This window comes from Ulvibacterium sp. (genome assembly GCF_965248315.1).
GTDB lineage: Bacteria > Bacteroidota > Bacteroidia > Flavobacteriales > Flavobacteriaceae > Ulvibacterium.
The window spans coordinates 3,085,274-3,106,286 of record NZ_CBDFIX010000002.1; the positions used below are offsets into that span (position 1 = coordinate 3,085,274).

The following is a 21,013-nucleotide window of genomic DNA, read 5'->3' on the forward strand; positions in this document are numbered from 1 at the left end:
ATTCAGTTGGTTTTTATAGCGGTTCCTCTAGATTTTTGGCTTTGGCCAACTATATTGTACTCAAACGTATAGGAACTATCGGTAGTTGACAATATCTTCATGTGCACGGACTTCTCCTCAGATTTGTTCTTGGGGTTTATTTTCTTTACGATGTATTCACAATCGTTTATCCAACGAACGGACGAGGTATCCGCCTTTCCCTCAAAATAATCAATTTCAATAGTATCATTACGGTGAAAAGTGGTCATAACTTCCTCTCCATCAATTTGAGTTGTAAAGGAGAAGCTCCCTTGCTTAAATCGGGCGCAATCCCTTTGTGGCCCATAGCAGGATGCGATTATAAAAATTACATATAAGGTAGGGATTAGTTTTTTGAACATGACACAAAATAAACAAATTAATGGCTAGTCACCACCATAGATCTTGAAACTTCCGTCGGAATGAAGAATAATAATTTTGTCGACCGATTTATGTCGCTCACCTATATTTGGACTTTGAGCTTTTTTAAGAAGCGATGGGGTAGGGGTCATAGGCAGATCTGTGTCCGATGTTTTGGGAAATGTCCCCTTCCCTTTTAAAAACCAATATAAATCTACTTCGGGGAAGGTGTCATTGACCTTAAGTATAAAATCCAAACTTGGCTTGTTGCGACCCGTGAGCAAATGTGAAATACTAGATCGCTGCACACCAATCCTGTCCGCAAATGCGGAAGCGGAAAGATCATAGTAACGCAACAACTTCCGCAATCGTTTTGTAAAATCTTCCTGATTTACCATTGTAACTAATCTTCTCTCAATGTAACGCTTACTATAACTTAATGGAAGTAGAATCAACCACTTGCGTTTAAAAAACTAATTATTTGTATTTAAATAAAATAGCTTAAAATACTGATATACAAATGCTTAGTTAAATTTCATAATTAACGCCCCAAAGTTGTATACAAATGTACAAATAGATATATACAAAATGTATACATAAGTAACTTATATAGATACAATTGTAATTGCTAATGCTATTACTTTTGTATCATAGCTGTATGCCCAATGCCCTTTCAAGATTTAGATTACTCGAACATTAAGGAAAAAAGTATCCTCGGTCGCTATGTGTCCCACCGTCAACTGGCAAAGTATGTGAATACATTACGCGAACCATTTTCAGTTGAGACCATCGGATTGTCCGTTGAAAACCGTTCCATTGAAAGTATTACCGTGGGCTCGGGAAAGCAACGAATATTAATGTGGTCCCAAATGCACGGTAACGAGTCTACGACAACCAAGGCGGTTTTGGATCTTATGAATTTTTTGAACTCCGAAATGGGAGATTCCTTAGCTATTCTTCAAAAATGTACTCTACGTATAATACCCATGTTAAATCCTGATGGTGCTGAGGTCTATACCCGAGTCAATGCCAATAAAGTTGACCTTAATAGGGATGCCAAAAAGCTTACCCAACCTGAGAGCAAATTATTGCGAACGGCTTATGAGGGTTTTCAACCCCATTTTTGCCTGAATCTACACGATCAGCGTACAATTTTTAATGTAGGCCATACCCCAAAACCCGCTACGGCCTCTTTTCTGGCACCGGCCGGCGACGAGCAAAGAACTATAACCGAATCCCGAAGAAAAAGTATGAAGCTCATTGGGGCTATTGATCACGGATTAAATTCCTGTATTCCGGGACAGATAGGAAGGTATGACGATACCTACAACGCCAAATGCGTTGGAGATACCTTTCAAGCGCTGGGTACCCCTACAGTGTTATTCGAAGCAGGACATTTTGTCGATGACTATGAGCGCGAACAGACCAGAAAGTATATTTTTTATGCCCTGATTTTGGCCTTGAGGAATATCTCCGAGGATGGGTACGAGTGCTTTACTGAAACGGATTATTTTAATATACCAGAAAACAACAAACTGTTTTTTGACATATTGATTCGGAACGCTAGCGCAATAAACACCTCGTTTAATGGAAAAGATAGCCTTGGAATTTTGTATACAGAGGTGTTGAAAGATGAAAAAATACACTTTGTTCCGAAAATTGAAATGGTTGGCGAGTTGGAAGGTTATTTTGGGCACCAATCCTACAACTGTTTAAATGGCAATGATTTAAAACTTTTAAAACAACAGCCTTTTTGGGAAGACATTGCAGACTAGTTTTGTATTAATTTGTCAAAAAATATACATTTATTACGTTTTCGTTAAAAAAACGCAAGTTTTACTGCGTTTAATTTCTTAATTTTTTATTTTAGCCGTAAAATTTATAGAGATGGGTAAAGTAAAATTGGATGAAATAGATCACCAGATTTTGGATATGTTGATTGACAACACCAGAACACCATTTACAGATATCGCCAAAAAACTTTTGATTTCCGCCGGAACGGTCCATGTTAGGGTCAAAAAAATGGAAGAGGCTGGTATTATTAAAGGGTCTTCGCTTACTCTGGACTATGTACAATTGGGTTACGCCTTCATCGCTTATGTAGGAATATTTCTGGAAAAAACGCATCAGACCAAATTTGTAATCGAACGTTTGGAACAAATACCCAATGTTACTATTGCCCATATCACAACGGGTAAGTTCAACATTTTTTGCAAAATCCGGGCAAAGGATACTACGCATGCCAAGAACATTATATTTAGAATAGATGATATTGATGGCATAAGTAGAACCGAGACCATGATTTCCTTAGAGGAAAGCTTCAATGACAAAAAACGGTTAATGCATACTATATTTAACGAACTCTAAGGCATAAAGAGTTTTCTACTTTAATCAGTTTTCCTGCACTTTTAACAAATAAGTCCAGAATACATGAAAACATCAGAAATACAATTGCCGGACGGTAATGTATTCTATAAAACCTATATAGATGTACTAGGTGAGGTGGAACTAACGGATTTTCTGCAAAAACAGTTAGAGAACTTTCCCCAATTCATCAATAGTATTCCAGATAGCAAATGGCAGTATGCCTATGAAGAACAAAAATGGACCGTTGCCGAAGTTCTATTGCATGTAATAGATGCCGAACGTGTTTTTCAATATAGGGCCTTGCGCTTTGCACGCGGGGACAGGACGGCATTGCCAGGTTTTGATCAGGATGAATACGTTGAATTATCGGGAGCGAATAGAAGATCTAAGGAAAGTCTTATCGAAGAGTATCGAGCTGTAAGACGTGCATCAATAGCTCTTTTTACTAGTTTGGACAGGCAAAGGCTTACGGCTAGCGGTACTGCAAGCGACATGTCCTGGAGCGTTGCAGCTTTGGGATTTGTAATATGCGGACATCAAAAACACCACCGCAACATCCTAAGGGAACGTTACTTATAGGAATCAATCAAAATCTCCGTCGTCGTCCGGTTCACTGTCAGAGTTCATTTCCGTCTCCATTTCTTGAGCGTCGACTTCCTCTAAAACGGGCTCCGATTTTGAATCCAATTCCTTTTCTATAGTATCTTCAAAGTTGGAAATAAAATTGGAAAGTGATTTGCTGATTTTTACCAAATACAGAATGTCCTGGGTTCTTAGCTCAACAGCCTCTACAATTTCCCCATGGGCATTTTTAAAGGTAATGATATCATCGTCCCCATAACCATCCGGATAGGTTTCAATGAGCAACGCGGCCAAAGCGTGATCCAATTTTTTGTAATCAACCAATTTTCGTATCATAACTAGGTCAGATTAAATTTGGGTATTAAACTGAGCCTAAACTATATATTTTTTTTATTGGAAAATGCAAAGAGTTGTCAAACCCTATTTTTAGTATATGTATGACTTATTCTTTGAAGTATGAGAAAGCGGAATGGAAAAGGTCGTCCGGAATTTTAACATCTACCACCGGTTCACCAATATGCTGTAACAGCACAAAATTAATAGTCCCATAAGCGTTTTTCTTATCAAATTTTAACAAGGTCAAGATACTTTCTATATCCGTCTTCTGAAATTCCGGTTTAGGGTACTTGGAAAGAAAAACGGTCTTTATATCCTCCAGTTGATTTTTAGGGAGTCCGGTAATTTTAAATGAAAGATAGGCTTCCAGTATCATTCCAATGGCAATGGACTCACCATGTAAAAGGGTTTCATGTGCTTCACTTTCCAGAAAATACGATTCAATAGCATGACCAAGAGTATGGCCAAAATTCAATATTTTTCGTATGTTCTGCTCAGTGGGATCTTGGAGGACCACATTGTTTTTGATGATTACCGAAGTATGGATCAACGTATCCATTGCTTTAAAATCAGAAACGGATTTTAAGATATCCCAATATGAAGCATCCTGAATGAGTCCATGCTTTAGCATTTCGGCAAAGCCACTTTGCAATTGCCTTTCTTCCAAGGTTTTTAAAAAATCGGATAGTATTAAAACCTTTCTGGGCTGATTGATTACCCCAATCTGGTTTTTAAGGGATCCCAAATCCACGCCTGTCTTTCCACCAACGGAAGCATCTACCATAGATAGCAATGTAGTGGGTACATTTATAAAATCAATACCTCTTTTAAAAGTAGAAGCTACAAATCCACCCAAATCACAAAGTACGCCGCCACCTAAATTTATGAGCAAGCTTTTTCTGTCTCCATCGAGTTCGGACAATGCGTTCCAGACCTTCACACAGGTCTCGATGTTCTTATTTTCTTCCCCTGACTCTATTTCCAAGACCTCAAACGAAAATTCTGTTCGAAGCCCATTACGAAATGGAGTTAGACAATGCTTTCGCGTATTCTCGTCTACAAGGATAAAAATTTTGGAATACTTCTCGCCGGATAAGTGTTTATCAAGCGCATCATAGGCCTTCTGGTTAAAGTGCACGGAATATGAAGAGGTAATAATGGATTCCATCAAAAATTCAATAGTAGTTTTCGTGTGAACGAAAATTTTTTATGCTTTAAGGGATACAAAATAAAGGTTATTTTTTATCAATGGAATACAATTTCTGTCTTTATATTTGATTCCGTTTGAAATCTATGAAAATGGATCGAATTTTTGAGAATACTGCAACGGCCTTTGCCCTCAAGACAGACTCGGAACTGGAGCGGGCCTATTTCCTTTTTAAGCTGATCGCCAATGAACCACTGGTAAAAATGGGGACAGCGGTCACCAACTTTGCGATAAAGGCCCACTTGCCTGTGGAAGGATTGATTCGTGCCACGGTCTTTGACCATTTTTGTGGAGGCGTCAGTGAAGAGGATTGTATGCCCATAGTGGATAAAATGTGGGAAAAGGGCGTCTGTTCCGTTTTGGATTACTCCGTTGAAGGCAAAGATGAGGAAGACCCCCTAGATAATGCTTTGGCGAAGGTTTTGAAAGTCTTGGATTTTGTAAAGGAAAAGGACGCTATTCCTTTTGCTGTTTTTAAACCAACAGGGTTTGGACGTTTTGCACTTTTTCAAAAGATGAGTGAGGGAAAACCCCTTACCAAAACTGAAAAAGCAGAATGGGAGAGGGTAGTAGGTAGGTATGAGACCGTTTGCAAAAAAGCCCATGACCTTGAAGTTTCCCTTTTAATAGATGCCGAGGAAAGTTGGATGCAAGATGCGGCGGATAGTCTCGCCGAAGACATGATGCAAAAATTCAACAAGGAAAAACCTTTTATTTTCAATACGTTACAGATGTATCGCTGGGACCGGATGGACTATCTAAAAAGACTTCAAAAAAGGGCTGAAAAAGATAACTTCAAGATTGGTATAAAGGTAGTACGCGGGGCTTATATGGAAAAAGAGCATGAACGTGCCGAAAATCTGGGGTACCCCAGTCCCATTTGTGCTTCAAAAAAAGAAACCGATTTAAATTTTGATACTGCGGTCAATTATATGATGGAACATTTAGATACTATTTCCATATTTGCCGGCACCCATAATGAAGAAAGTAATTATAAACTATTGGAATTGATACAAAAGAAGGAGATCTCTAATTCCGATACCCGAATTTGGTTCGGGCAGTTGTTCGGGATGAGTGACCATATTACTTTTAATTTAGGCAATAACGATTATAATGTGGCCAAGTATTTGCCATTTGGCCCTGTAAGGGATGTAATGCCCTATTTAATACGTAGGGCGGAAGAAAATACCTCGGTAATAGGACAGACCAATAGGGAATTGGCATTGTTGAAGAAAGAACGGAAGCGTAGAAAGATCTAAAGGGTGTCTTAAAACAAGACGTTTTCCAGAATAGCTTTGTTGGTGCAGTTACGTACCTGCAGTACGGCAATTTTTCCTTTTGCCATTCCTTCAATAAAGTAAACCTTACAAGGCTTGGATTTTGTATCGCTTTTTGCAAAATCAACATCCCCCTCATTCAAAAAATAAGCAATGTCCGTGGAATCCAATGCTTGGGAAATCAGCAGTTCATTTATCGCATCGGAATAGGAAATAGATTTAGATCTAATATCCTTTAAGGTCCTGCAATTTGGGAAGTAACAAAACTCGGCTCCCGTGCCATCGGTCTTTTTCTTTAGGAAAAAGGTCAAAAAAACCAATCCCACGGATAGACCCAACAAATAGTATCCCAAACGCTTTAAAAAGGGCATATTAAAAAATAAGAAAATTGATATCGCTATATTGAAGATCAAACCATTCCCCAACGGATTTATTGGTTAGTATCCCATGATACAGATAGAGGCCGTTGCGCAACCCCTTATCAAATCTTAGTGAATTCTCCAATCCGCCATCTTCACCTAGTTTTAAAAGATAGGGCGTAAAAATATTACTGATAGAAATGGAGGCTGTTTTTGGATAACGGGAAGGTATATTGGGAACACCGTAATGTATAACACCATACTTTTCAATGGTCGGTTTGTTATGAGTGGTAATTTCACTGGTTTCAAAACATCCACCCATATCAATACTAACATCAATAATTACTGCACCCTTCTTCATATGTTCAACCATGGTATTGGTTACGACTACTGGGGAGCGATCTTTTCCCCGTGTGGCGCCTATGGCAACATCACATCGTTTTAGGGCTTTCAACAAATTTTTGGGCTGAATGGTAGAGGTGTAAACCGTTTGTTTTAGGTTGGTTTGTATGTTGCGCAATTTGGTAATGGAATTATCAAATACTTTTACGTTGGCCCCTAAGCCCAAGGCTGATCGTGAGGCAAATTCACCGACCGTTCCGGCACCTATTATGACAACTTCTACCGGGGGCACCCCGCTAATGTTCCCGAACATGAGGCCATTTCCCTTATTGGTGGCCGCCATAATTTCCGAAGCGATCAGCACCGACGAAATCCCTGCAATTTCACTGAGCGAACGTACGGCCGGATGTTTCCCGTCCTCGTCCCGTATATATTCAAAGGCAATGGCGGTAATCCGCTTTTTTGCCATTTCCTCAAAATAGCTCTTGGATTGCGTTTTGATCTGTAGTGCCGAAATTACGGTGGACTGCGGGTTTAGTAAAGCAATTTCCGAAAGGCTGGGAGGTTCTACCTTTAAGAGTAGGGGACAGGAGAATATTTTTTTGGTATCCCGGGTAATTTCCGCTCCGGCATTGGTATAATCCACGTCGGAAAAATGGGCTCCCTCTCCGGCACCGGATTCTATAAGAACACGATGGCCATGCGCAGTAATGGCATTTACCGCATCCGGGGTTAGGCAAATCCTTTTTTCTTGATATTGGTTCTCCTTGGGTATCCCTATAAACAACTCGCCTTTTTGCTTTAGGACCTCTAATTTTTCTTCCTGGGGAAGCAATTGCTGTTTACTAAAGGGAGAGGTTGGTTGATTCATATAATGACTTCCACCCAAGTCTTTTTGGATTGAAATTGAAGGTAAAATTACAATAATTTACTGAAATTCAGATAAACCCTGTTAGGTGCGGAACGCACTATAATTTTAAGTGAAGCCAATTTTTAAGGTTGTCCTGTAATTGCCTGAAGTGCGATTCCAAGTTTCGTGTAGATAGTACGCGGTCTATTTGTTCTGAAAAAGTTTCATTTTCCAACTCCACTAGGTCTTCTTTTTCGGAAACCTCAGAATTTCTTTCCAGGACCTCTGGTTCTTTCTCCGGAACCACACCTTTTTCGCGATAGGTCTGCAATTCCGCTTCCATAGCTTCCAGGTCTATCCCGTGAACATATTTGTCATACAACTTAATTCTAATGAAATAGACAAATGGTACAACTACCATACAAACAGGTAAGAGCCACCAAATGTTTTCAGTGTCAACATAGTCGTCACCGGAGAAAAAAGCTTCGAACAACTGAAATGCAAACATTGCAATGGGTATAAGAAGGATATGATACCACCAATCCCTTGATGTAAAAAACCATATTAACAAAAGTATGAAAGGAATAATTTTAACACTGAGAAACCATACATATGTTGAAACATCAGCAAAGCCATGGCTATCTATTGTGATTCCCAAAAAAGAAATGGTAGCCTCTGGATCCACAGGTAAATAGTCATACACTTTGTATAGGAATGGCGTAATGGCTATAAAAAAAACTGCCAAAGAATCAAGTATCATTTTTTTCTTGATTCTACTCTTTTTTATTTTGTCCGTCATTGAAAATAGATACTAAACTATAGTTTGCAAACGACGAAAACCTAAAAAAAGTATATGAAAAAAGGGCAATTTGAAATTGCCCTCTAATTCTTTCTGTGAGAAAATGTTCTACCTTTTGCCAGGTTTAGATTTTACTTTGTCCTTATGAATCCCTTGCTCTTGTGTTTGATCTCCATCCGCATTACTATATGCTTCTGCAGAAAAAGCCAACAAAGCCACAACAGCCAATAAGCCAAATACAATTCTTTTCATTTTCATGGTCCCGAGGTTTTTAGTTAGAAATTGGACAAATGCTCTAATGCAAATGTAGGAAAAATAGGGGTAACAAATCGGCGTAAAATGTTAAAATTGAGTATTTCACCGATAAAATCATCTATTTTATCGAAAATTATGCATTTCATCGAAAAAATGCAATAAAACTTTAGTTTAAGCGATAAGCTCAAGATTTCGTTAACATATCCGCATATTTTAAAGCTTGCCTAGTACCCGAAAACATCTGTCATAAGTGTTAAAAAAAAAGTTTTCGAGTGTGCTGATCAATAACTTCAATAGTAATTTTTGATACATTCTCCGGGAGAAAGGAATTAATTTTTTCCGGCCATTCCATAAAAATCCATACATCCTGGCTCAAATAGTCCTCCAAGCCCAAATCCAAAGCTTCGGTTTCTTCCTCCAACCGGTAAAAATCAAAATGATACCCCAAAACCTCCCCGGTTTTCAAATAATATTCGTTTACGATACCAAAAGTAGGACTAAAGGCGGATCCCTCACCACCTAATTCTTTGACCAAAGCTTTGATTAGGGTTGTTTTCCCCGCTCCCATTTCCCCATAAAAACAAAGTATTTTGGATTGGACTTTATGAAGAATTTGTTGTGCTATCTGGTCAATTTGATTTTGTGAATAGATTATCTTCTGCATTTTTAAGATAAAACACGGACAATTCCGAAGTAATTCGTAGTTTAGGCAATTGGATAAAGATACAAAAGATGGGGTCGTTTTGGCAACGAAAGTACATATTGGAAGTCTTACTGGCAATGTTAATAGTTTTGGTTCCCTTTTCAATATACATACATCTTTACTTTGATGATAATGCTCAATCTATTCATTTTTTTGGTTTTGAATATCATCATGATCTAGCAAATAATGCAATATTTCTTTGGTCCTTACTTACTAGACTTATCCCATTTTTGTTATGTGTTGTATGGTTTTTGACCAATCCCTATTGGTGGCGCTATTTCATTTTTGCACCACTAATTTATTGGACAGATTCTCTGGCTACAGAGGTTTTTATTTTCAATGAAGTAATAGAAAACAATCTAGTGTTTTTTTCAATTCTTATTAATATGGCCATTATTGGTCTGTTGGTATTTTTTCGGCAAAAATCTACTAGAAATAGTAATACTATTTCAAAGATATTCGGGTCAAAGCAAAATGGGTTTACCCAAAAGTATTCTAGACTTCACAAGGCTATTGATAAAGAGGCCCGGTCATTAACAAAGGCCAAGCGGGTTTTACCAAAAAATGAGTACCTCAGGAAATTAATGGTCATAAGAACCTTTATAAAGAATTCCCTGGATCATCCAACCTCACAAAGTAGTGGTCCAAGGCCAAAAGGCAAATGGGATTTTCTAATCGCGTCATTGTTGGTTTTCACTCCTTTTCTGATTCAATCCTATAAATTTATTCCAGAAAACGTTGAGGAATATAAGGTTTTATGGTTTACACTAGATAACCAGGGTTTTGTAGATGTAAACACATTTTATTGGTTTGTATGCCTTAAGTTGGGTTCATTACTTCCAATGGTCATATGGTTCTTTACTTCCAAAAACTGGTGGCGTTACGCAATTCTTTCCCCAATAGTTTTAATGTTCTATCAGTTGTTGGAGGGTATTGCGCCTCAAAAAATTACAGATGAAATTTCCTTTTTTCAGGCATTACCTTTAATAATTGGGGTTGTTTGCTTTCTCACGTGGATAGCCCATATGGTAAGACGGAAGACAAAAATTTTGGAACTGTATGATACCATTACCCACGAAATAGAGGACATGCTATCCAAAATAGGATCTCATAACGAAATGTTTTCGGAAAAAGAAGCGGAGTTCAAAGACCTAAAAGAAAATACAGAGGGAATACAAGAAAAGCAACGTATTGATTTGCTTATGGATCTGCGTGAAGAATTGTTGAAGGAATATGCATTGAAAAACAGGATGTAATTAATCCTTATCGCCCATCTTTTTTTGGGTCTGCTCAATTTCTTCCGTAATCTCTTTTAGAAGTCGCTTTAGCTCTTCTTCCTGGCGCAATCTGATCTTATGTTCGATGAGTTGTTCGATTTCCTGTTGTTTCTCCAGGGACAAATTGTCCATATTGGCCATAAGCTCTTCCCTATCCTTGAGCATTTTGCCTTCCCCGGTAATAAGCCATACCACATTGAGTTGCGGGTATACCTTAAGAATATTTTCAATCACATCACTGCCAATGGAGGCATGATTCTTTTTCATTCGAAGCGTATAGCCATTGCTAGCCCCGATGGAGATATCAAATTTCCGGGCACTCAGGCCTGCATATTTGATGAATTGCATTAAACGATCTATAGTCTTAAGCATAAGTGAGAAGGTGTTCTATATCTGTTTGTACAAATATAGGATATTCTTACAGCCTTCAAAATAGGTTTTTTTCTGCAAAAATAAAAATATTTACAATAAAATAGATTTTAAGTTCTATTTCATAGAAAAAAACCTATATTCTAAATATGATAAAAAAAATTAGGAAGTCAATCTTTCCCAAAGAATTCTTGAAAAGAAGAGAAAGGGATAGTGTGCCCAGCAAACCGCTACTGGTAAATTATCTTTTACAGGAAATCGGATTTAATGGAAAAAGTAACATTATGATTCGGAACTAGCCTTGAATATACTTAGGCCATTAATTGTAGAAGGTACGGCAATATTCCACCGAAACCCTAAACAATGGGTCTTGTAGATCCAATCCGCCCTAAATTTATCTCGGTTCTAAAACCACAAAAGGGATAATCATTTCTTCCAAGGAAACCCCGCCATGTTGGTAGGTGTTGCGATAATAACTTACATAATGGTTATAGTTATTGGGATACGCAAAGAACAGATCATTTTTGGCAAAGATGAAGGAGCTGCTCATATTAATACTGGGCAGATGTATTTTTGCCGGACTCTGAGACTCCAATACGTCCTTCCCGTCATAGGTAAGGCTACGCCCGGTCTTATACCTTAAATTGAGACTCGTTTCTTTGTCCCCGATAACCTTTGAAGGATGCTTTACGTTAATAGTACCATGATCCGTGGTAATGATCAATTTCAACCCCATGGCCTGCGCCTGCTGTATAATATCCAACAAAGGAGAATTCTTGAACCAACTTTGCGTCAAGGATCGGTAAGCCTTATCATTAGAGGCCAATTCCTTAATAACTTCCATTTCCGTTTTGGAATGTGAGAGCATGTCCACAAAATTGTAGACGATTACCGTAAGATCATTATCTTTTTGCGACCTAAAATTTTGAGAGAGTTGTTTGCCTTGCTTCAAGCTACTAATTTTATGGTACTCCCATTTTAGATTAAGTCCAAGTCGCTTGATCTGTTCATCCAAAAACTTGTCCTCAAAAAGATTTTTTCCACCTGCATCAGTATCGTTTTTCCACCAGTTAGGATATTTCCGCTCCATATCCAATGGGGTGAGGCCGGAAAAGATGGCGTTTCTCGCATATTGGGTGGCTGTGGGCAAAATGCTGAAATATGCAGATTCCGTGGACTTTTTATAGAAGGACGCCACAGAATCCTCGAAAGCATACCACTGATCATACCTAAGGTTGTCTATTACGATCAATAGGGTGGGGGATTCCTTGATTCTCGGTTGAACCCATTCTTTGAATAGGGTGTGGGACATTACTGGCCCATTGGAGGAGGCAAACCAATCCAAATAATGCTTATCCACAAATTTTCCGAATTGATTGTTGGCCTCCACTTTTTGCGATTCCAAAATCTCGAACATACCACTGTCCTCAATTTCCTCTAACTGAAGCTCCCAATAGATGAGTCTTTTGTAAAGATCTATCCATTCTTCCCAAGAATTTACCATGGACAGATCCATTGATATTTTCCGAAACTCTTGTTGATAGTTGGCCGTGGTTTTCTCGGATACCAAACGGGAATGGTCCAAGTTCTTCTTTAGTGATAATAAAATTTGGTTGGGGTTTACCGGTTTAATAAGGTAGTCCGCAATTTTGGAACCTATAGCTTCTTCCATAATGGATTCTTCCTCACTTTTGGTAATCATGACCACGGGTAGGGAAGATACCATCGATTTAATTTCATTCAATGTATCCAATCCCGAAATCCCGGGCATGTTTTCATCCAGAAACACGATATCCACTCGGGAACGGGTTAGTTCTTCCAGGGCTTCCTGCCCACTTTTACAAGTGATTACGCTATAATTTTTGTTTTCCAAGAAAAGGATATGGGGCTTCAACAAATCAATTTCGTCATCGACCCATAAGATGGTTATCTTACTCATTCCTGCTATTCGGTTTTGTATTTCGCTTGGCCGATTTTGGAAGTAGTATTCCGTGCATCGACCTATATTTTGAATTAGGTTTCAGCACAATTGTATAACTTTGGATTCTTATCAAATTATACACCTATTTTGCCTAAATCAAACAAGCTTAAAATCTTCAATGATCCAATTTACGGATTTATTAGAATCCCTAATACGCTTATTTTTGATCTTATAGCCGACCCTTATTTTCAGAGATTGCGTAGAATCTCACAAATGGGCCTTTCTTATTTGGTATATCCCGGGGCACATCACACCCGATTTCATCATGCCCTGGGGAGTATGCATCTGACACAGCAGGCCATTCAAGTACTTCGCTTTAAGGGAGTTGAGATTACAAAGGAAGAGGAAACTGGATTATTATGTGCCATTTTGTTACATGATATAGGTCACGGTCCCTTTTCACATGCTATGGAGCATAGCATTGTAAATGGAATTGGACATGAACATATTTCGCTTTTATTCATGGAGGAACTCAATCAAAGGTTTAACGGAAGTTTAACGATTGCCTTGGAAATATTTAGAGGAAAACACCCGAAAAAATTTTTGAACCAATTGGTTTCCAGTCAATTGGATATGGATAGAATGGATTATTTAAAGCGTGACAGTTTTTACACCGGAGTAGCCGAGGGTAATATTAACGCGGAACGTTTGATTACCATGCTAACCGTGGCCGGAAATGATTTGGTGGTAGAGGAGAAGGGAGTTTACTCCGTGGAGAAGTTTTTAATGGCCCGTCGTTTTATGTATTGGCAGGTATACCTGCATAAGACAGGTTTGGTAGCAGAACAATTATTGATACGAATCCTTAAAAGAGCCAAGGAACTTTTACGGGAAAATAAGAATTTGCAATGTAGTCCAACACTACTTTTCTTCTTGAAAAATAAAATCACTAAAAACAATTTTGACCCAAATGTTTTGGAAACCTTTTCAAGCTTGGATGATGTAGATATTCTAGCGGCCATAAAGCAATGGCAGGGAAATGAAGATTTTGTGCTTTCCGGATTATGTCGGATGTTGATCAATAGAAGGTTGTTTACCATTAAGTTGAAGAACAAACCCATAGATTCAAAAAAATTGACCAAGCACTTTAAGCGCTTCAAGGAAGCGTATAAACTTTCCGATACCGAGACCGCATATTTTGTTTTTTCCGGAGAAATTGAAAATAGGGCCTATGACGCCCAACAACAGAATATCAACATTTTAAGAAAGAACGGAAAATTACAGGATGTGGCAAGGGCATCCGATCACCTTAACCTTAGGACCCTTTCAAAAACGGTGACCAAGTATTATATCTGTTACCCCAAATATTCTGTTTAACAATTTTTCTTACTTTTGTGCTCATGGTATTTACAGCAGGTCAGATTGCCGGTATTTTGGAGGGTGAAGTAGAGGGAAATCCAGAGATAGCAGTCCATAAACTAGCTAAGATTGAAGAGGGAGAAAAAGGTTCCCTGACCTTTTTGGCCAACCCAAAATACACCTCCTTTATATATACCACAAAAGCATCCATTACCATAGTAAACAAGGATTTTACTCCTGAACAAAATGTAGAGACTACCCTAATAAAAGTGGAGGACGCCTACGAGTCTTTCTCCAAACTTTTGGAATATTACAATCAGGTAAAGAGCAACAAGACCGGAATTGAAGACCCGGTATACCAATCTGATACGGCCACCTATGGAGTAAATTTTTATTTAGGGGCCTTTTCATATCTGGGCAATAATGTAAAAATCGGCAATAACGTAAAAATCTACCCTAACGTCTACATTGGGGACAATGTTACCATTGCGGATAATGTAATCATATTTGCCGGTGCAAAGATTTATTCAGAATCAAGAATTGGAAATAATTGTGTTGTGCATAGTGGTGTTATTATTGGTGCCGATGGTTTTGGGTTCACTCCTGATAAAAATGGGGAATTCAAAAAAGTTCCCCAAACGGGAAACGTCATTTTGGAAGACAATGTAGATGTAGGAGCAGGAACCACTATTGACCGTGCCACTCTGGGATCTACCATTCTGCGACGTGGCGTAAAATTGGATAATCAGATACAAATTGCGCATAACGTAGAAATTGGGGAGCATACCGTTATTGCCGCACAGACCGGTATTGCAGGTTCGGCCAAAATTGGCAAGCGCTGTATGATCGGCGGACAGGTCGGCATTGTAGGGCATATCACCATTGGGGATAATGTAAAAATACAAGCGCAGTCCGGGATAGGGAGAAACGTAAAGGACAACGAAGTATTACAAGGTTCCCCCGCCTTAAATTATGGGGATTACAACAAATCCTACGTACACTTTAAAAATTTGCCTAGAATAGTAAATAGAATCGACCAATTGGAAAAAAGAGATTGACGGTGATCAAAACAGACCAAAAACAGCGGACCATTAAAAAGGAGGTAACCCTTACAGGCGTGGGGCTACATACCGGTGAGAATGTTACACTTAAGTTCTTGCCTGCCGCGGAAAATCATGGATATGCATTTAAACGCGTTGACCTTGAAGGCGAACCAATTATAGAGGCTGATGCAAATTATGTCGTAAATACCCAAAGGGGTACCAATCTAGAAAAACGAGGGGTCAAGATTCAGACCTCGGAACATGTCCTTGCGGCACTTGTGGGGATGGAGATCGATAATGTTTTGATCGAACTGGATTCTCCCGAACCTCCCATAATGGACGGCTCTTCAAAATTCTTTGTGGAAGCTTTGGAAAAGGCCGGAATTGTGGAACAGGAAGCTGACCGTGAAGAATATATAGTAAAGGATGTTATTTCCTATAAGGATGAGGCCACAGGAAGCGAAATTACCGTAATTCCTGCCGAGAGCTACAAAGTTACCGCCATGGTAGATTTTGGGACTAAAGTTTTAGGCACACAAAATGCCACCTTGGAGGATATCTCCGATTTCAAGACCGAGGTAGCGGATGCAAGAACCTTTAGTTTTCTTCATGAATTGGAGATGCTTTTGGAAAATGGTCTTATTAAGGGTGGCGATCTTAACAATGCCATTGTTTATGTGGACAAGGAAATTTCCGAAGAGACTATGAAACGCTTGGAAAAAGCCTTTAATAAGGAAAAGCTGTCCGTAAAGCCAAACGGTATTTTAGATAATCTTACGTTGCATCAGCCCAATGAGGCGGCACGGCATAAATTATTGGACGTAGTCGGTGATTTGGCATTGACAGGTACAAGAATACGTGGAAAAGTAATTGCCAACAAACCTGGGCATTATGTTAACACACAATTTGCCAAGAAACTGGCGAAACTTATAAAACTTGAAAAACGGAATAATGTTCCTCAATATGATTTGAATAAGCCTCCCTTAATGGACATTCATCAAATCATGGCCATGCTTCCCCATAGGCCACCATTTCTTTTGATAGATAGGATTTTGGAGCTATCGGACAAGCATGTTGTGGGCATGAAAAATGTGACCATGAACGAACCATTTTTTGTTGGGCATTTTCCTGGGGCACCGGTTATGCCAGGAGTCTTACAAGTAGAAGCCATGGCCCAAACCGGTGGAATTCTAGTACTCAGCACCGTTCCGGATCCTGAGAACTATCTGACCCTTTTTATGAAGATAGACAAGGTAAAGTTCAAACAACAGGTCGTTCCCGGAGATACCTTGATTTTTAAATGTGACCTCATTTCCCCCATACGTCGGGGAATCTGTCATATGCAAGCTTATGCCTACGCAAATAACAAACTGGTTTCCGAAGCTGAGATGATGGCTCAAATTGTTAAAAGAAAGGAAGAATGAACCAACCGCTGGCATATATTCATCCTGGCGCAAAGATTGCCAAGAACGTAGTTGTAGAGCCCTTTGCCACTATTCATAATAATGTCACTATTGGAGATGGGACCTGGATCGGGTCCAATGTAACCATTATGGAAGGTGCCAGGATAGGAAAGAATTGCAATATATTTCCAGGAGCGGTAATATCCGCTCCTCCCCAAGATTTGAAGTACGAGGGAGAAGAGACTACGGTGGTCGTAGGGAACAATACCACAATTAGGGAATGTGCTACCATCCATAAGGGGACCTCGGATAGGAACAAAACGGTCATTGGCAAAAACTGTCTTATAATGGCCTACTGCCATGTGGCCCATGATTGTTTGATAGGAAATAACTGTATTTTTTCCAATAATTCAACATTGGCCGGACATGTTACCATAGGCGATAATGTAACCTTGGCGGGTTTGGTAGCCGTAAATCAGTTTGTTGCCATTGGAAATCACGCTTTTGTAACAGGAGGCTCTCTGGTCCGTAAAGATGTACCACCCTATGTTAAGGCCGCAAGGGAACCGCTTTCCTATGTAGGTATAAATTCCATAGGTTTGAGACGTAGGGGATATCAAGCTGAAAAAATAAAGGAAATACAGAATATATATCGTATTCTTTATCAAAAGAATTACAATAACTCGCAGGCCGTTCAGATCATCGAAGCAGAAATGGAGGCAACCCCGGAAAGGGATGAAATACTTCAGTTTATCCGAGACTCTCAACGTGGCATCATGAAAGGCTACTTCAGCACAAATTAAATTACTATGGCATCAACGTCCGATATAAGAAAAGGATTATGTATCCGATACAATAACGATATTTACAAGATAATCGAATTTTTGCACGTAAAACCCGGTAAAGGACCTGCATTCGTTAGAACCAAACTAAAAAGCGTAACCACGGGAAAGGTAGTGGACAACACTTTTTCCGCAGGCCATAAAATAGAGGATGTACGTGTGGAAACACGGTCTTATCAGTATTTGTATTCGGAAGGGGAAACCTACCATTTTATGAATACAGATGATTACAATCAAATTACACTTCAGGAAAGCACCTTGGATGCTCCCGGACTGCTTAAAGAAGGGGAAGTGGTAACCATATTGTTCAATACCGAGGATAGCATGCCCTTGTCAGTAGATATGCCGGCCAGTGTTATCTTGGAGGTTACCCATGCAGAACCTGGGGTTAAGGGCAATACGGCTACCAATGCAACGAAACCTGCCACTGTGGAAACCGGAGCTCGAGTAAACGTTCCACTTTTTATCAACGAAGGGGATAAAATAAAGATTGATACTGAGAAAGGAAATTATATGGAGCGGGTAAAAGAATAGGATTTTCTCGGATGTTACCATAAGATTTAAAAATTAAACTTGAACATTTTTAGTTGAAATTCCCCACGACATATTCGCTCAAGCAGATTGCCGCCATTATTGGAAGCGCATATGTAGGGCCCGAAGATTTTCCGGTATTGGGCATGAATGAAATTCATGTTGTACAACCCGGTGACCTAGTTTTTGTAGACCATCCCAAGTACTATGATAAAGCCTTAAATTGTAAGGCTACCATCATACTGATCAACAAGGAAGTAGAATGCCCGGAAGGTAAGGCGCTTTTAATTTCAGATGATCCATTTCGAGATTTCAACGTACTTACTCAATTTTTTACAGCGTTTGAAAAATCTCTGAGCTCCATTTCACCGACCTCAAAGATTGGGGAGGACACCATTGTACAGCCCAACGTGTTCATTGGTAATAACGTTAAGATCGGTAAGGGATGTATTATCCATTCCAATGTTTCCATATATGACAATTGTGTTATTGGAGATAATGTTATAATACATGCAGGAGCGGTTTTAGGTTCGGATGCATTTTATTATAAGAAAAGACCTGAGCGTTTGGACAAGTTAATATCTTGCGGTAGGGTTGTTCTGGAAGATGACGTGGAAATTGGGGCACTTTGTTCCATTGACAAAGGGGTTACGGGAGATACAACGATAAGGAAAGGCACAAAGCTAGACAATCAAGTGCAGGTAGGCCACGATACGGTTATTGGTGAACGGTGTCAAATAGCTTCCCAAACCGGGATAGCGGGGTGCGTAATTATCGAAGATGAAGTTACCCTTTGGGGGCAGGTAGGTATAAGTAGTGCAGTTACCATTGGTAAAAAAGCCGTAATCATGGCGCAATCGGGAGTTAGTAAATCGCTACCCGGAGGGAAGAGCTACTTTGGTACTCCTGTTGATGAGTCCAGGGAAAAATTGAAGCAATTGGTCCACTTGAAACAAATCCCGGAAATTCTCAAGAAATTAGACGAATAATAAACCATTTAACCCTGCAAGTTTAGCTACAAACTTATATTTTTGTGCAGCCTAAATTAAATAAGACAATATGAGTGTTCTAGTCAACAAAGATTCCAAGATTATAGTTCAAGGCTTCACAGGAAGTGAAGGTACTTTCCATGCCGAACAAATGATAGCATATGGTACCAATGTAGTTGGAGGTGTAACTCCAGGCAAAGGTGGACAGGAGCATTTGGGGAAACCCGTTTTTAATACGGTAGAAGAGGCCGTTGAAAAAGTAGGTGCTGACACGACCATAATTTTTGTTCCGCCTGCTTTTGCAGCTGATGCCATAATGGAGGCAGCCAACGCTGGAATAAAAGTAATCATTACGATTACCGAAGGAATTCCTGTTGCGGATATGGTCAAGGCCAATAACTACTTAAAGAACAAGGATTGTCGATTGATAGGCCCCAATTGCCCTGGAGTGATAACTCCTGAAGAAGCCAAAGTGGGAATAATGCCTGGTTTTGTTTTTAAGAAAGGAAAAGTGGGAATTGTATCAAAATCAGGAACTCTTACTTATGAAGCTGCCGATCAAGTGGTTCGTCAAGGATTGGGGATTACCACGGCAATAGGAATAGGAGGCGACCCCATAATAGGCACAACTACAAAGGAAGCCGTAGAACTCTTAATAAATGACCCGGAAACAGAATGTGTGGTCATGATAGGTGAAATTGGGGGACAGTTGGAAGCTGACGCCGCCAAATGGTATCAGGAAAGTGGAAGCAAAAAACCTATCATCGGGTTTATTGCCGGTGAGACCGCTCCAGCGGGAAGGACCATGGGACATGCGGGTGCTATCGTAGGAGGAAGTGATGATACCGCCCAAGCAAAAAAACGTATTATGAAGGAGTGTGGTATCCATGTGGTCGATTCCCCAGCGGAAATAGGAAAAAAAGTAAAGCAAGTAATGGCTTAACCGCCTTTCCTAAAAAACCTATAAATCGGTGTTAAGATAAGTCCCGTCATTATGGTATGAGCGGGATTTTTTTCACCTTTATGTGAAACATGCCTTATATTTGAAGAACATCGCAACAAATAAGAGATCGGATGAAACTTTTAGAAGGAAAAAATGTAATTATTACAGGTGCAAGTAGGGGTATTGGCACGGGTATCGCAAGAGTGTTTGCGGATCATGGGGCCAATGTAGCATTTACCTTTAGTTCTAGTGAGGCGCCTGCCTTGGAGTTGGAAAAGGAATTAGCGGAAAAGGGAGTAAAAGCCAAGGCATATAAAAGCAATGCGGCCAGTTTTACGGAGTCCGAAGCTTTGGTTGCCCAAGTTTTGGAGGATTTTGGAGGAATAGATGTTTTAATAAACAATGCGGGAATTACTAAAGATAATCTCCTGATGCGTATGGGAGAGGCGGATTTTGATGACGTGATCCAAATCAACTTGAAGTCGGTTTTTAATATGACAAAAGCAGTGCAACGAACTCTTTTGAAACAGCGAAAGGGATCCATAATAAATATGAGTAGCGTAGTGGGCGTAAAGGGAAATGCCGGTCAGGCCAATTATGCGGCCTCAAAAGCAGGGATAATCGGCTTTACCAAATCCATTGCCCTGGAACTAGGTTCAAGAAATATTCGTTGCAATGCCATTGCTCCGGGGTTTATAGAAACGGAGATGACAGAAAAACTGGACGAAAAAGTAGTGCAAGGTTGGAGAGAGGGTATTCCATTAAAAAGAGGAGGGACTCCGGAAGATATTGCCAATGCTTGTCTTTTCCTGGCTTCGGATATGTCTTCTTACATCACCGGACATGTCCTTAACGTAAATGGCGGAATGATGACCTAAAGT

General features: G+C 39.6%; 24 protein-coding genes. 13 read left to right on the forward strand and 11 right to left on the reverse strand.

What is annotated here, in order from left to right; translation table 11 throughout:
- Positions 1-2: 2 nt before the first annotated feature.
- Both ACP2AF_RS14785 and ACP2AF_RS14790 read right to left on the reverse strand, forming a co-directional pair.
- Positions 3-380 (reverse strand): DNA topoisomerase IV, encoded by a 378-nt coding sequence (locus ACP2AF_RS14785; protein WP_425236922.1) that lies wholly within the window; start codon positions 378-380, stop codon positions 3-5.
- Between the two features lie 24 nt (positions 381-404).
- On the reverse strand, positions 405-776 hold the full coding sequence (locus ACP2AF_RS14790; protein ID WP_425238036.1) for a helix-turn-helix domain-containing protein: 372 nt from the start codon (positions 774-776) through the stop codon (positions 405-407).
- A gap of 267 nt (positions 777-1,043) precedes the next feature.
- Between ACP2AF_RS14790 and ACP2AF_RS14795 the strand changes: the two genes are divergently transcribed.
- The 3 genes from ACP2AF_RS14795 (at position 1,044) to ACP2AF_RS14805 (ending at position 3,324) form a co-directional block, all read left to right on the forward strand.
- Positions 1,044-2,153 (forward strand): M14 family metallopeptidase, encoded by a 1,110-nt coding sequence (locus tag ACP2AF_RS14795; protein WP_425236923.1) that lies wholly within the window; start codon positions 1,044-1,046, stop codon positions 2,151-2,153.
- Positions 2,154-2,265: 112 nt separating this feature from the next.
- Positions 2,266-2,745, forward strand: coding sequence for an Lrp/AsnC family transcriptional regulator (locus ACP2AF_RS14800; RefSeq protein WP_120711134.1), 480 nt, complete (start codon positions 2,266-2,268; stop codon positions 2,743-2,745).
- Between the two features lie 63 nt (positions 2,746-2,808).
- Complete coding sequence (locus ACP2AF_RS14805) at positions 2,809-3,324, forward strand: DinB family protein (protein WP_425236924.1); 516 nt, start codon at positions 2,809-2,811, stop codon at positions 3,322-3,324.
- 3 nt (positions 3,325-3,327) lie between these two features.
- On the opposite strand, the gene ACP2AF_RS14810 is transcribed toward ACP2AF_RS14805, so the two are convergent.
- Positions 3,328-3,663 (reverse strand): hypothetical protein, encoded by a 336-nt coding sequence (locus tag ACP2AF_RS14810; protein WP_425236925.1) that lies wholly within the window; start codon positions 3,661-3,663, stop codon positions 3,328-3,330.
- Between the two features lie 106 nt (positions 3,664-3,769).
- Entirely contained in the window at positions 3,770-4,831 is a 1,062-nt protein-coding gene (gene aroB, locus ACP2AF_RS14815) for a 3-dehydroquinate synthase (protein WP_425238037.1), read from the reverse strand.
- 131 nt (positions 4,832-4,962) lie between these two features.
- Between aroB and ACP2AF_RS14820 the strand changes: the two genes are divergently transcribed.
- Positions 4,963-6,129 carry a proline dehydrogenase family protein gene (locus ACP2AF_RS14820; RefSeq protein ID WP_425236926.1) on the forward strand — a complete coding sequence of 389 codons (1,167 nt, stop codon included), beginning with the start codon at positions 4,963-4,965 and terminating at the stop codon, positions 6,127-6,129.
- An 8-nt stretch (positions 6,130-6,137) separates the two neighbouring features.
- Here the strand turns inward: ACP2AF_RS14820 and ACP2AF_RS14825 are convergent, their stop codons facing one another.
- The 5 genes from ACP2AF_RS14825 to tsaE form a co-directional block, all read right to left on the reverse strand.
- Positions 6,138-6,518, reverse strand: a complete 381-nt coding sequence (locus tag ACP2AF_RS14825) for a DUF4258 domain-containing protein (protein WP_425236927.1) — start codon at positions 6,516-6,518, stop codon at positions 6,138-6,140.
- 1 nt (position 6,519) lies between these two features.
- Positions 6,520-7,719, reverse strand: a complete 1,200-nt coding sequence (locus ACP2AF_RS14830) for an alanine dehydrogenase (protein ID WP_425236928.1) — start codon at positions 7,717-7,719, stop codon at positions 6,520-6,522.
- A 97-nt stretch (positions 7,720-7,816) separates the two neighbouring features.
- Entirely contained in the window at positions 7,817-8,458 is a 642-nt protein-coding gene (locus ACP2AF_RS14835) for a hypothetical protein (protein WP_425236929.1), read from the reverse strand.
- Between the two features lie 147 nt (positions 8,459-8,605).
- A complete protein-coding gene (locus tag ACP2AF_RS14840) occupies positions 8,606-8,755 on the reverse strand; it encodes a hypothetical protein (RefSeq protein WP_425236930.1) in 150 nt (49 codons plus the stop codon).
- Between the two features lie 250 nt (positions 8,756-9,005).
- Entirely contained in the window at positions 9,006-9,416 is a 411-nt protein-coding gene (gene tsaE, locus ACP2AF_RS14845) for a tRNA (adenosine(37)-N6)-threonylcarbamoyltransferase complex ATPase subunit type 1 TsaE (RefSeq protein WP_425236931.1), read from the reverse strand.
- 425 nt (positions 9,417-9,841) lie between these two features.
- Here tsaE and ACP2AF_RS14850 point away from each other — a divergent pair, with 425 nt between their 5' ends.
- A complete protein-coding gene (locus ACP2AF_RS14850; RefSeq protein ID WP_425236932.1) occupies positions 9,842-10,711 on the forward strand; it encodes a hypothetical protein in 870 nt (289 codons plus the stop codon).
- Here the strand turns inward: ACP2AF_RS14850 and ACP2AF_RS14855 are convergent, their stop codons facing one another.
- Both ACP2AF_RS14855 and ACP2AF_RS14860 read right to left on the reverse strand, forming a co-directional pair.
- Positions 10,712-11,104 (reverse strand): hypothetical protein, encoded by a 393-nt coding sequence (locus ACP2AF_RS14855; protein ID WP_425236933.1) that lies wholly within the window; start codon positions 11,102-11,104, stop codon positions 10,712-10,714. It lies immediately after the preceding gene.
- A gap of 391 nt (positions 11,105-11,495) precedes the next feature.
- Positions 11,496-13,040 (reverse strand): PglZ domain-containing protein, encoded by a 1,545-nt coding sequence (locus tag ACP2AF_RS14860; RefSeq protein ID WP_425236934.1) that lies wholly within the window; start codon positions 13,038-13,040, stop codon positions 11,496-11,498.
- A gap of 129 nt (positions 13,041-13,169) precedes the next feature.
- On the opposite strand from ACP2AF_RS14860, the gene ACP2AF_RS14865 reads away from it, so the two are divergent.
- The 8 genes from ACP2AF_RS14865 (at position 13,170) to fabG (ending at position 21,010) form a co-directional block, all read left to right on the forward strand.
- Complete coding sequence (locus ACP2AF_RS14865; protein WP_425236935.1) at positions 13,170-14,399, forward strand: HD domain-containing protein; 1,230 nt, start codon at positions 13,170-13,172, stop codon at positions 14,397-14,399.
- A gap of 23 nt (positions 14,400-14,422) precedes the next feature.
- Complete coding sequence (lpxD, locus tag ACP2AF_RS14870; protein ID WP_425236936.1) at positions 14,423-15,439, forward strand: UDP-3-O-(3-hydroxymyristoyl)glucosamine N-acyltransferase; 1,017 nt, start codon at positions 14,423-14,425, stop codon at positions 15,437-15,439.
- Positions 15,436-16,848 carry a bifunctional UDP-3-O-[3-hydroxymyristoyl] N-acetylglucosamine deacetylase/3-hydroxyacyl-ACP dehydratase gene (locus ACP2AF_RS14875; RefSeq protein WP_425236937.1) on the forward strand — a complete coding sequence of 471 codons (1,413 nt, stop codon included), beginning with the start codon at positions 15,436-15,438 and terminating at the stop codon, positions 16,846-16,848. The genes lpxD and ACP2AF_RS14875 overlap by 4 nt, the downstream gene beginning before the upstream one ends.
- Positions 16,845-17,630, forward strand: a complete 786-nt coding sequence (gene lpxA / locus ACP2AF_RS14880) for an acyl-ACP--UDP-N-acetylglucosamine O-acyltransferase (protein WP_120711147.1) — start codon at positions 16,845-16,847, stop codon at positions 17,628-17,630. Before ACP2AF_RS14875 ends, lpxA begins: the two co-directional genes overlap by 4 nt.
- A gap of 6 nt (positions 17,631-17,636) precedes the next feature.
- Positions 17,637-18,203: an elongation factor P gene (gene efp / locus ACP2AF_RS14885; RefSeq protein WP_120711148.1), complete on the forward strand. Its 567-nt coding sequence runs from the start codon at positions 17,637-17,639 to the stop codon at positions 18,201-18,203.
- Positions 18,204-18,256: 53 nt separating this feature from the next.
- Positions 18,257-19,189: a UDP-3-O-(3-hydroxymyristoyl)glucosamine N-acyltransferase gene (locus tag ACP2AF_RS14890; protein ID WP_425236938.1), complete on the forward strand. Its 933-nt coding sequence runs from the start codon at positions 18,257-18,259 to the stop codon at positions 19,187-19,189.
- Between the two features lie 70 nt (positions 19,190-19,259).
- Positions 19,260-20,132 carry a succinate--CoA ligase subunit alpha gene (gene sucD / locus ACP2AF_RS14895; RefSeq protein WP_425236939.1) on the forward strand — a complete coding sequence of 291 codons (873 nt, stop codon included), beginning with the start codon at positions 19,260-19,262 and terminating at the stop codon, positions 20,130-20,132.
- A 131-nt stretch (positions 20,133-20,263) separates the two neighbouring features.
- Positions 20,264-21,010 (forward strand): 3-oxoacyl-[acyl-carrier-protein] reductase, encoded by a 747-nt coding sequence (gene fabG, locus ACP2AF_RS14900; RefSeq protein WP_425236940.1) that lies wholly within the window; start codon positions 20,264-20,266, stop codon positions 21,008-21,010.
- The last annotated feature ends 3 nt before the right edge of the window (positions 21,011-21,013 follow it).

Coding starts and splice junctions, on each gene's coding strand:
- ACP2AF_RS14785 (WP_425236922.1), bottom strand. CDS start 380: ATGTTCAAAAAACTAATCCCTACCTTATATGTAATTTTTATAATCGCA.
- ACP2AF_RS14790 (WP_425238036.1), bottom strand. CDS start 776: ATGGTAAATCAGGAAGATTTTACAAAACGATTGCGGAAGTTGTTGCGT.
- ACP2AF_RS14795 (WP_425236923.1), top strand. CDS start 1,044: ATGCCCTTTCAAGATTTAGATTACTCGAACATTAAGGAAAAAAGTATC.
- ACP2AF_RS14800 (WP_120711134.1), top strand. CDS start 2,266: ATGGGTAAAGTAAAATTGGATGAAATAGATCACCAGATTTTGGATATG.
- ACP2AF_RS14805 (WP_425236924.1), top strand. CDS start 2,809: ATGAAAACATCAGAAATACAATTGCCGGACGGTAATGTATTCTATAAA.
- ACP2AF_RS14810 (WP_425236925.1), bottom strand. CDS start 3,663: ATGATACGAAAATTGGTTGATTACAAAAAATTGGATCACGCTTTGGCC.
- aroB (WP_425238037.1), bottom strand. CDS start 4,831: ATGGAATCCATTATTACCTCTTCATATTCCGTGCACTTTAACCAGAAG.
- ACP2AF_RS14820 (WP_425236926.1), top strand. CDS start 4,963: ATGGATCGAATTTTTGAGAATACTGCAACGGCCTTTGCCCTCAAGACA.
- ACP2AF_RS14825 (WP_425236927.1), bottom strand. CDS start 6,518: ATGCCCTTTTTAAAGCGTTTGGGATACTATTTGTTGGGTCTATCCGTG.
- ACP2AF_RS14830 (WP_425236928.1), bottom strand. CDS start 7,719: ATGAATCAACCAACCTCTCCCTTTAGTAAACAGCAATTGCTTCCCCAG.
- ACP2AF_RS14835 (WP_425236929.1), bottom strand. CDS start 8,458: ATGATACTTGATTCTTTGGCAGTTTTTTTTATAGCCATTACGCCATTC.
- ACP2AF_RS14840 (WP_425236930.1), bottom strand. CDS start 8,755: ATGAAAATGAAAAGAATTGTATTTGGCTTATTGGCTGTTGTGGCTTTG.
- tsaE (WP_425236931.1), bottom strand. CDS start 9,416: ATGCAGAAGATAATCTATTCACAAAATCAAATTGACCAGATAGCACAA.
- ACP2AF_RS14850 (WP_425236932.1), top strand. CDS start 9,842: ATGGCCATTATTGGTCTGTTGGTATTTTTTCGGCAAAAATCTACTAGA.
- ACP2AF_RS14855 (WP_425236933.1), bottom strand. CDS start 11,104: ATGCTTAAGACTATAGATCGTTTAATGCAATTCATCAAATATGCAGGC.
- ACP2AF_RS14860 (WP_425236934.1), bottom strand. CDS start 13,040: ATGAGTAAGATAACCATCTTATGGGTCGATGACGAAATTGATTTGTTG.
- lpxD (WP_425236936.1), top strand. CDS start 14,423: ATGGTATTTACAGCAGGTCAGATTGCCGGTATTTTGGAGGGTGAAGTA.
- lpxA (WP_120711147.1), top strand. CDS start 16,845: ATGAACCAACCGCTGGCATATATTCATCCTGGCGCAAAGATTGCCAAG.
- efp (WP_120711148.1), top strand. CDS start 17,637: ATGGCATCAACGTCCGATATAAGAAAAGGATTATGTATCCGATACAAT.
- sucD (WP_425236939.1), top strand. CDS start 19,260: ATGAGTGTTCTAGTCAACAAAGATTCCAAGATTATAGTTCAAGGCTTC.
- fabG (WP_425236940.1), top strand. CDS start 20,264: ATGAAACTTTTAGAAGGAAAAAATGTAATTATTACAGGTGCAAGTAGG.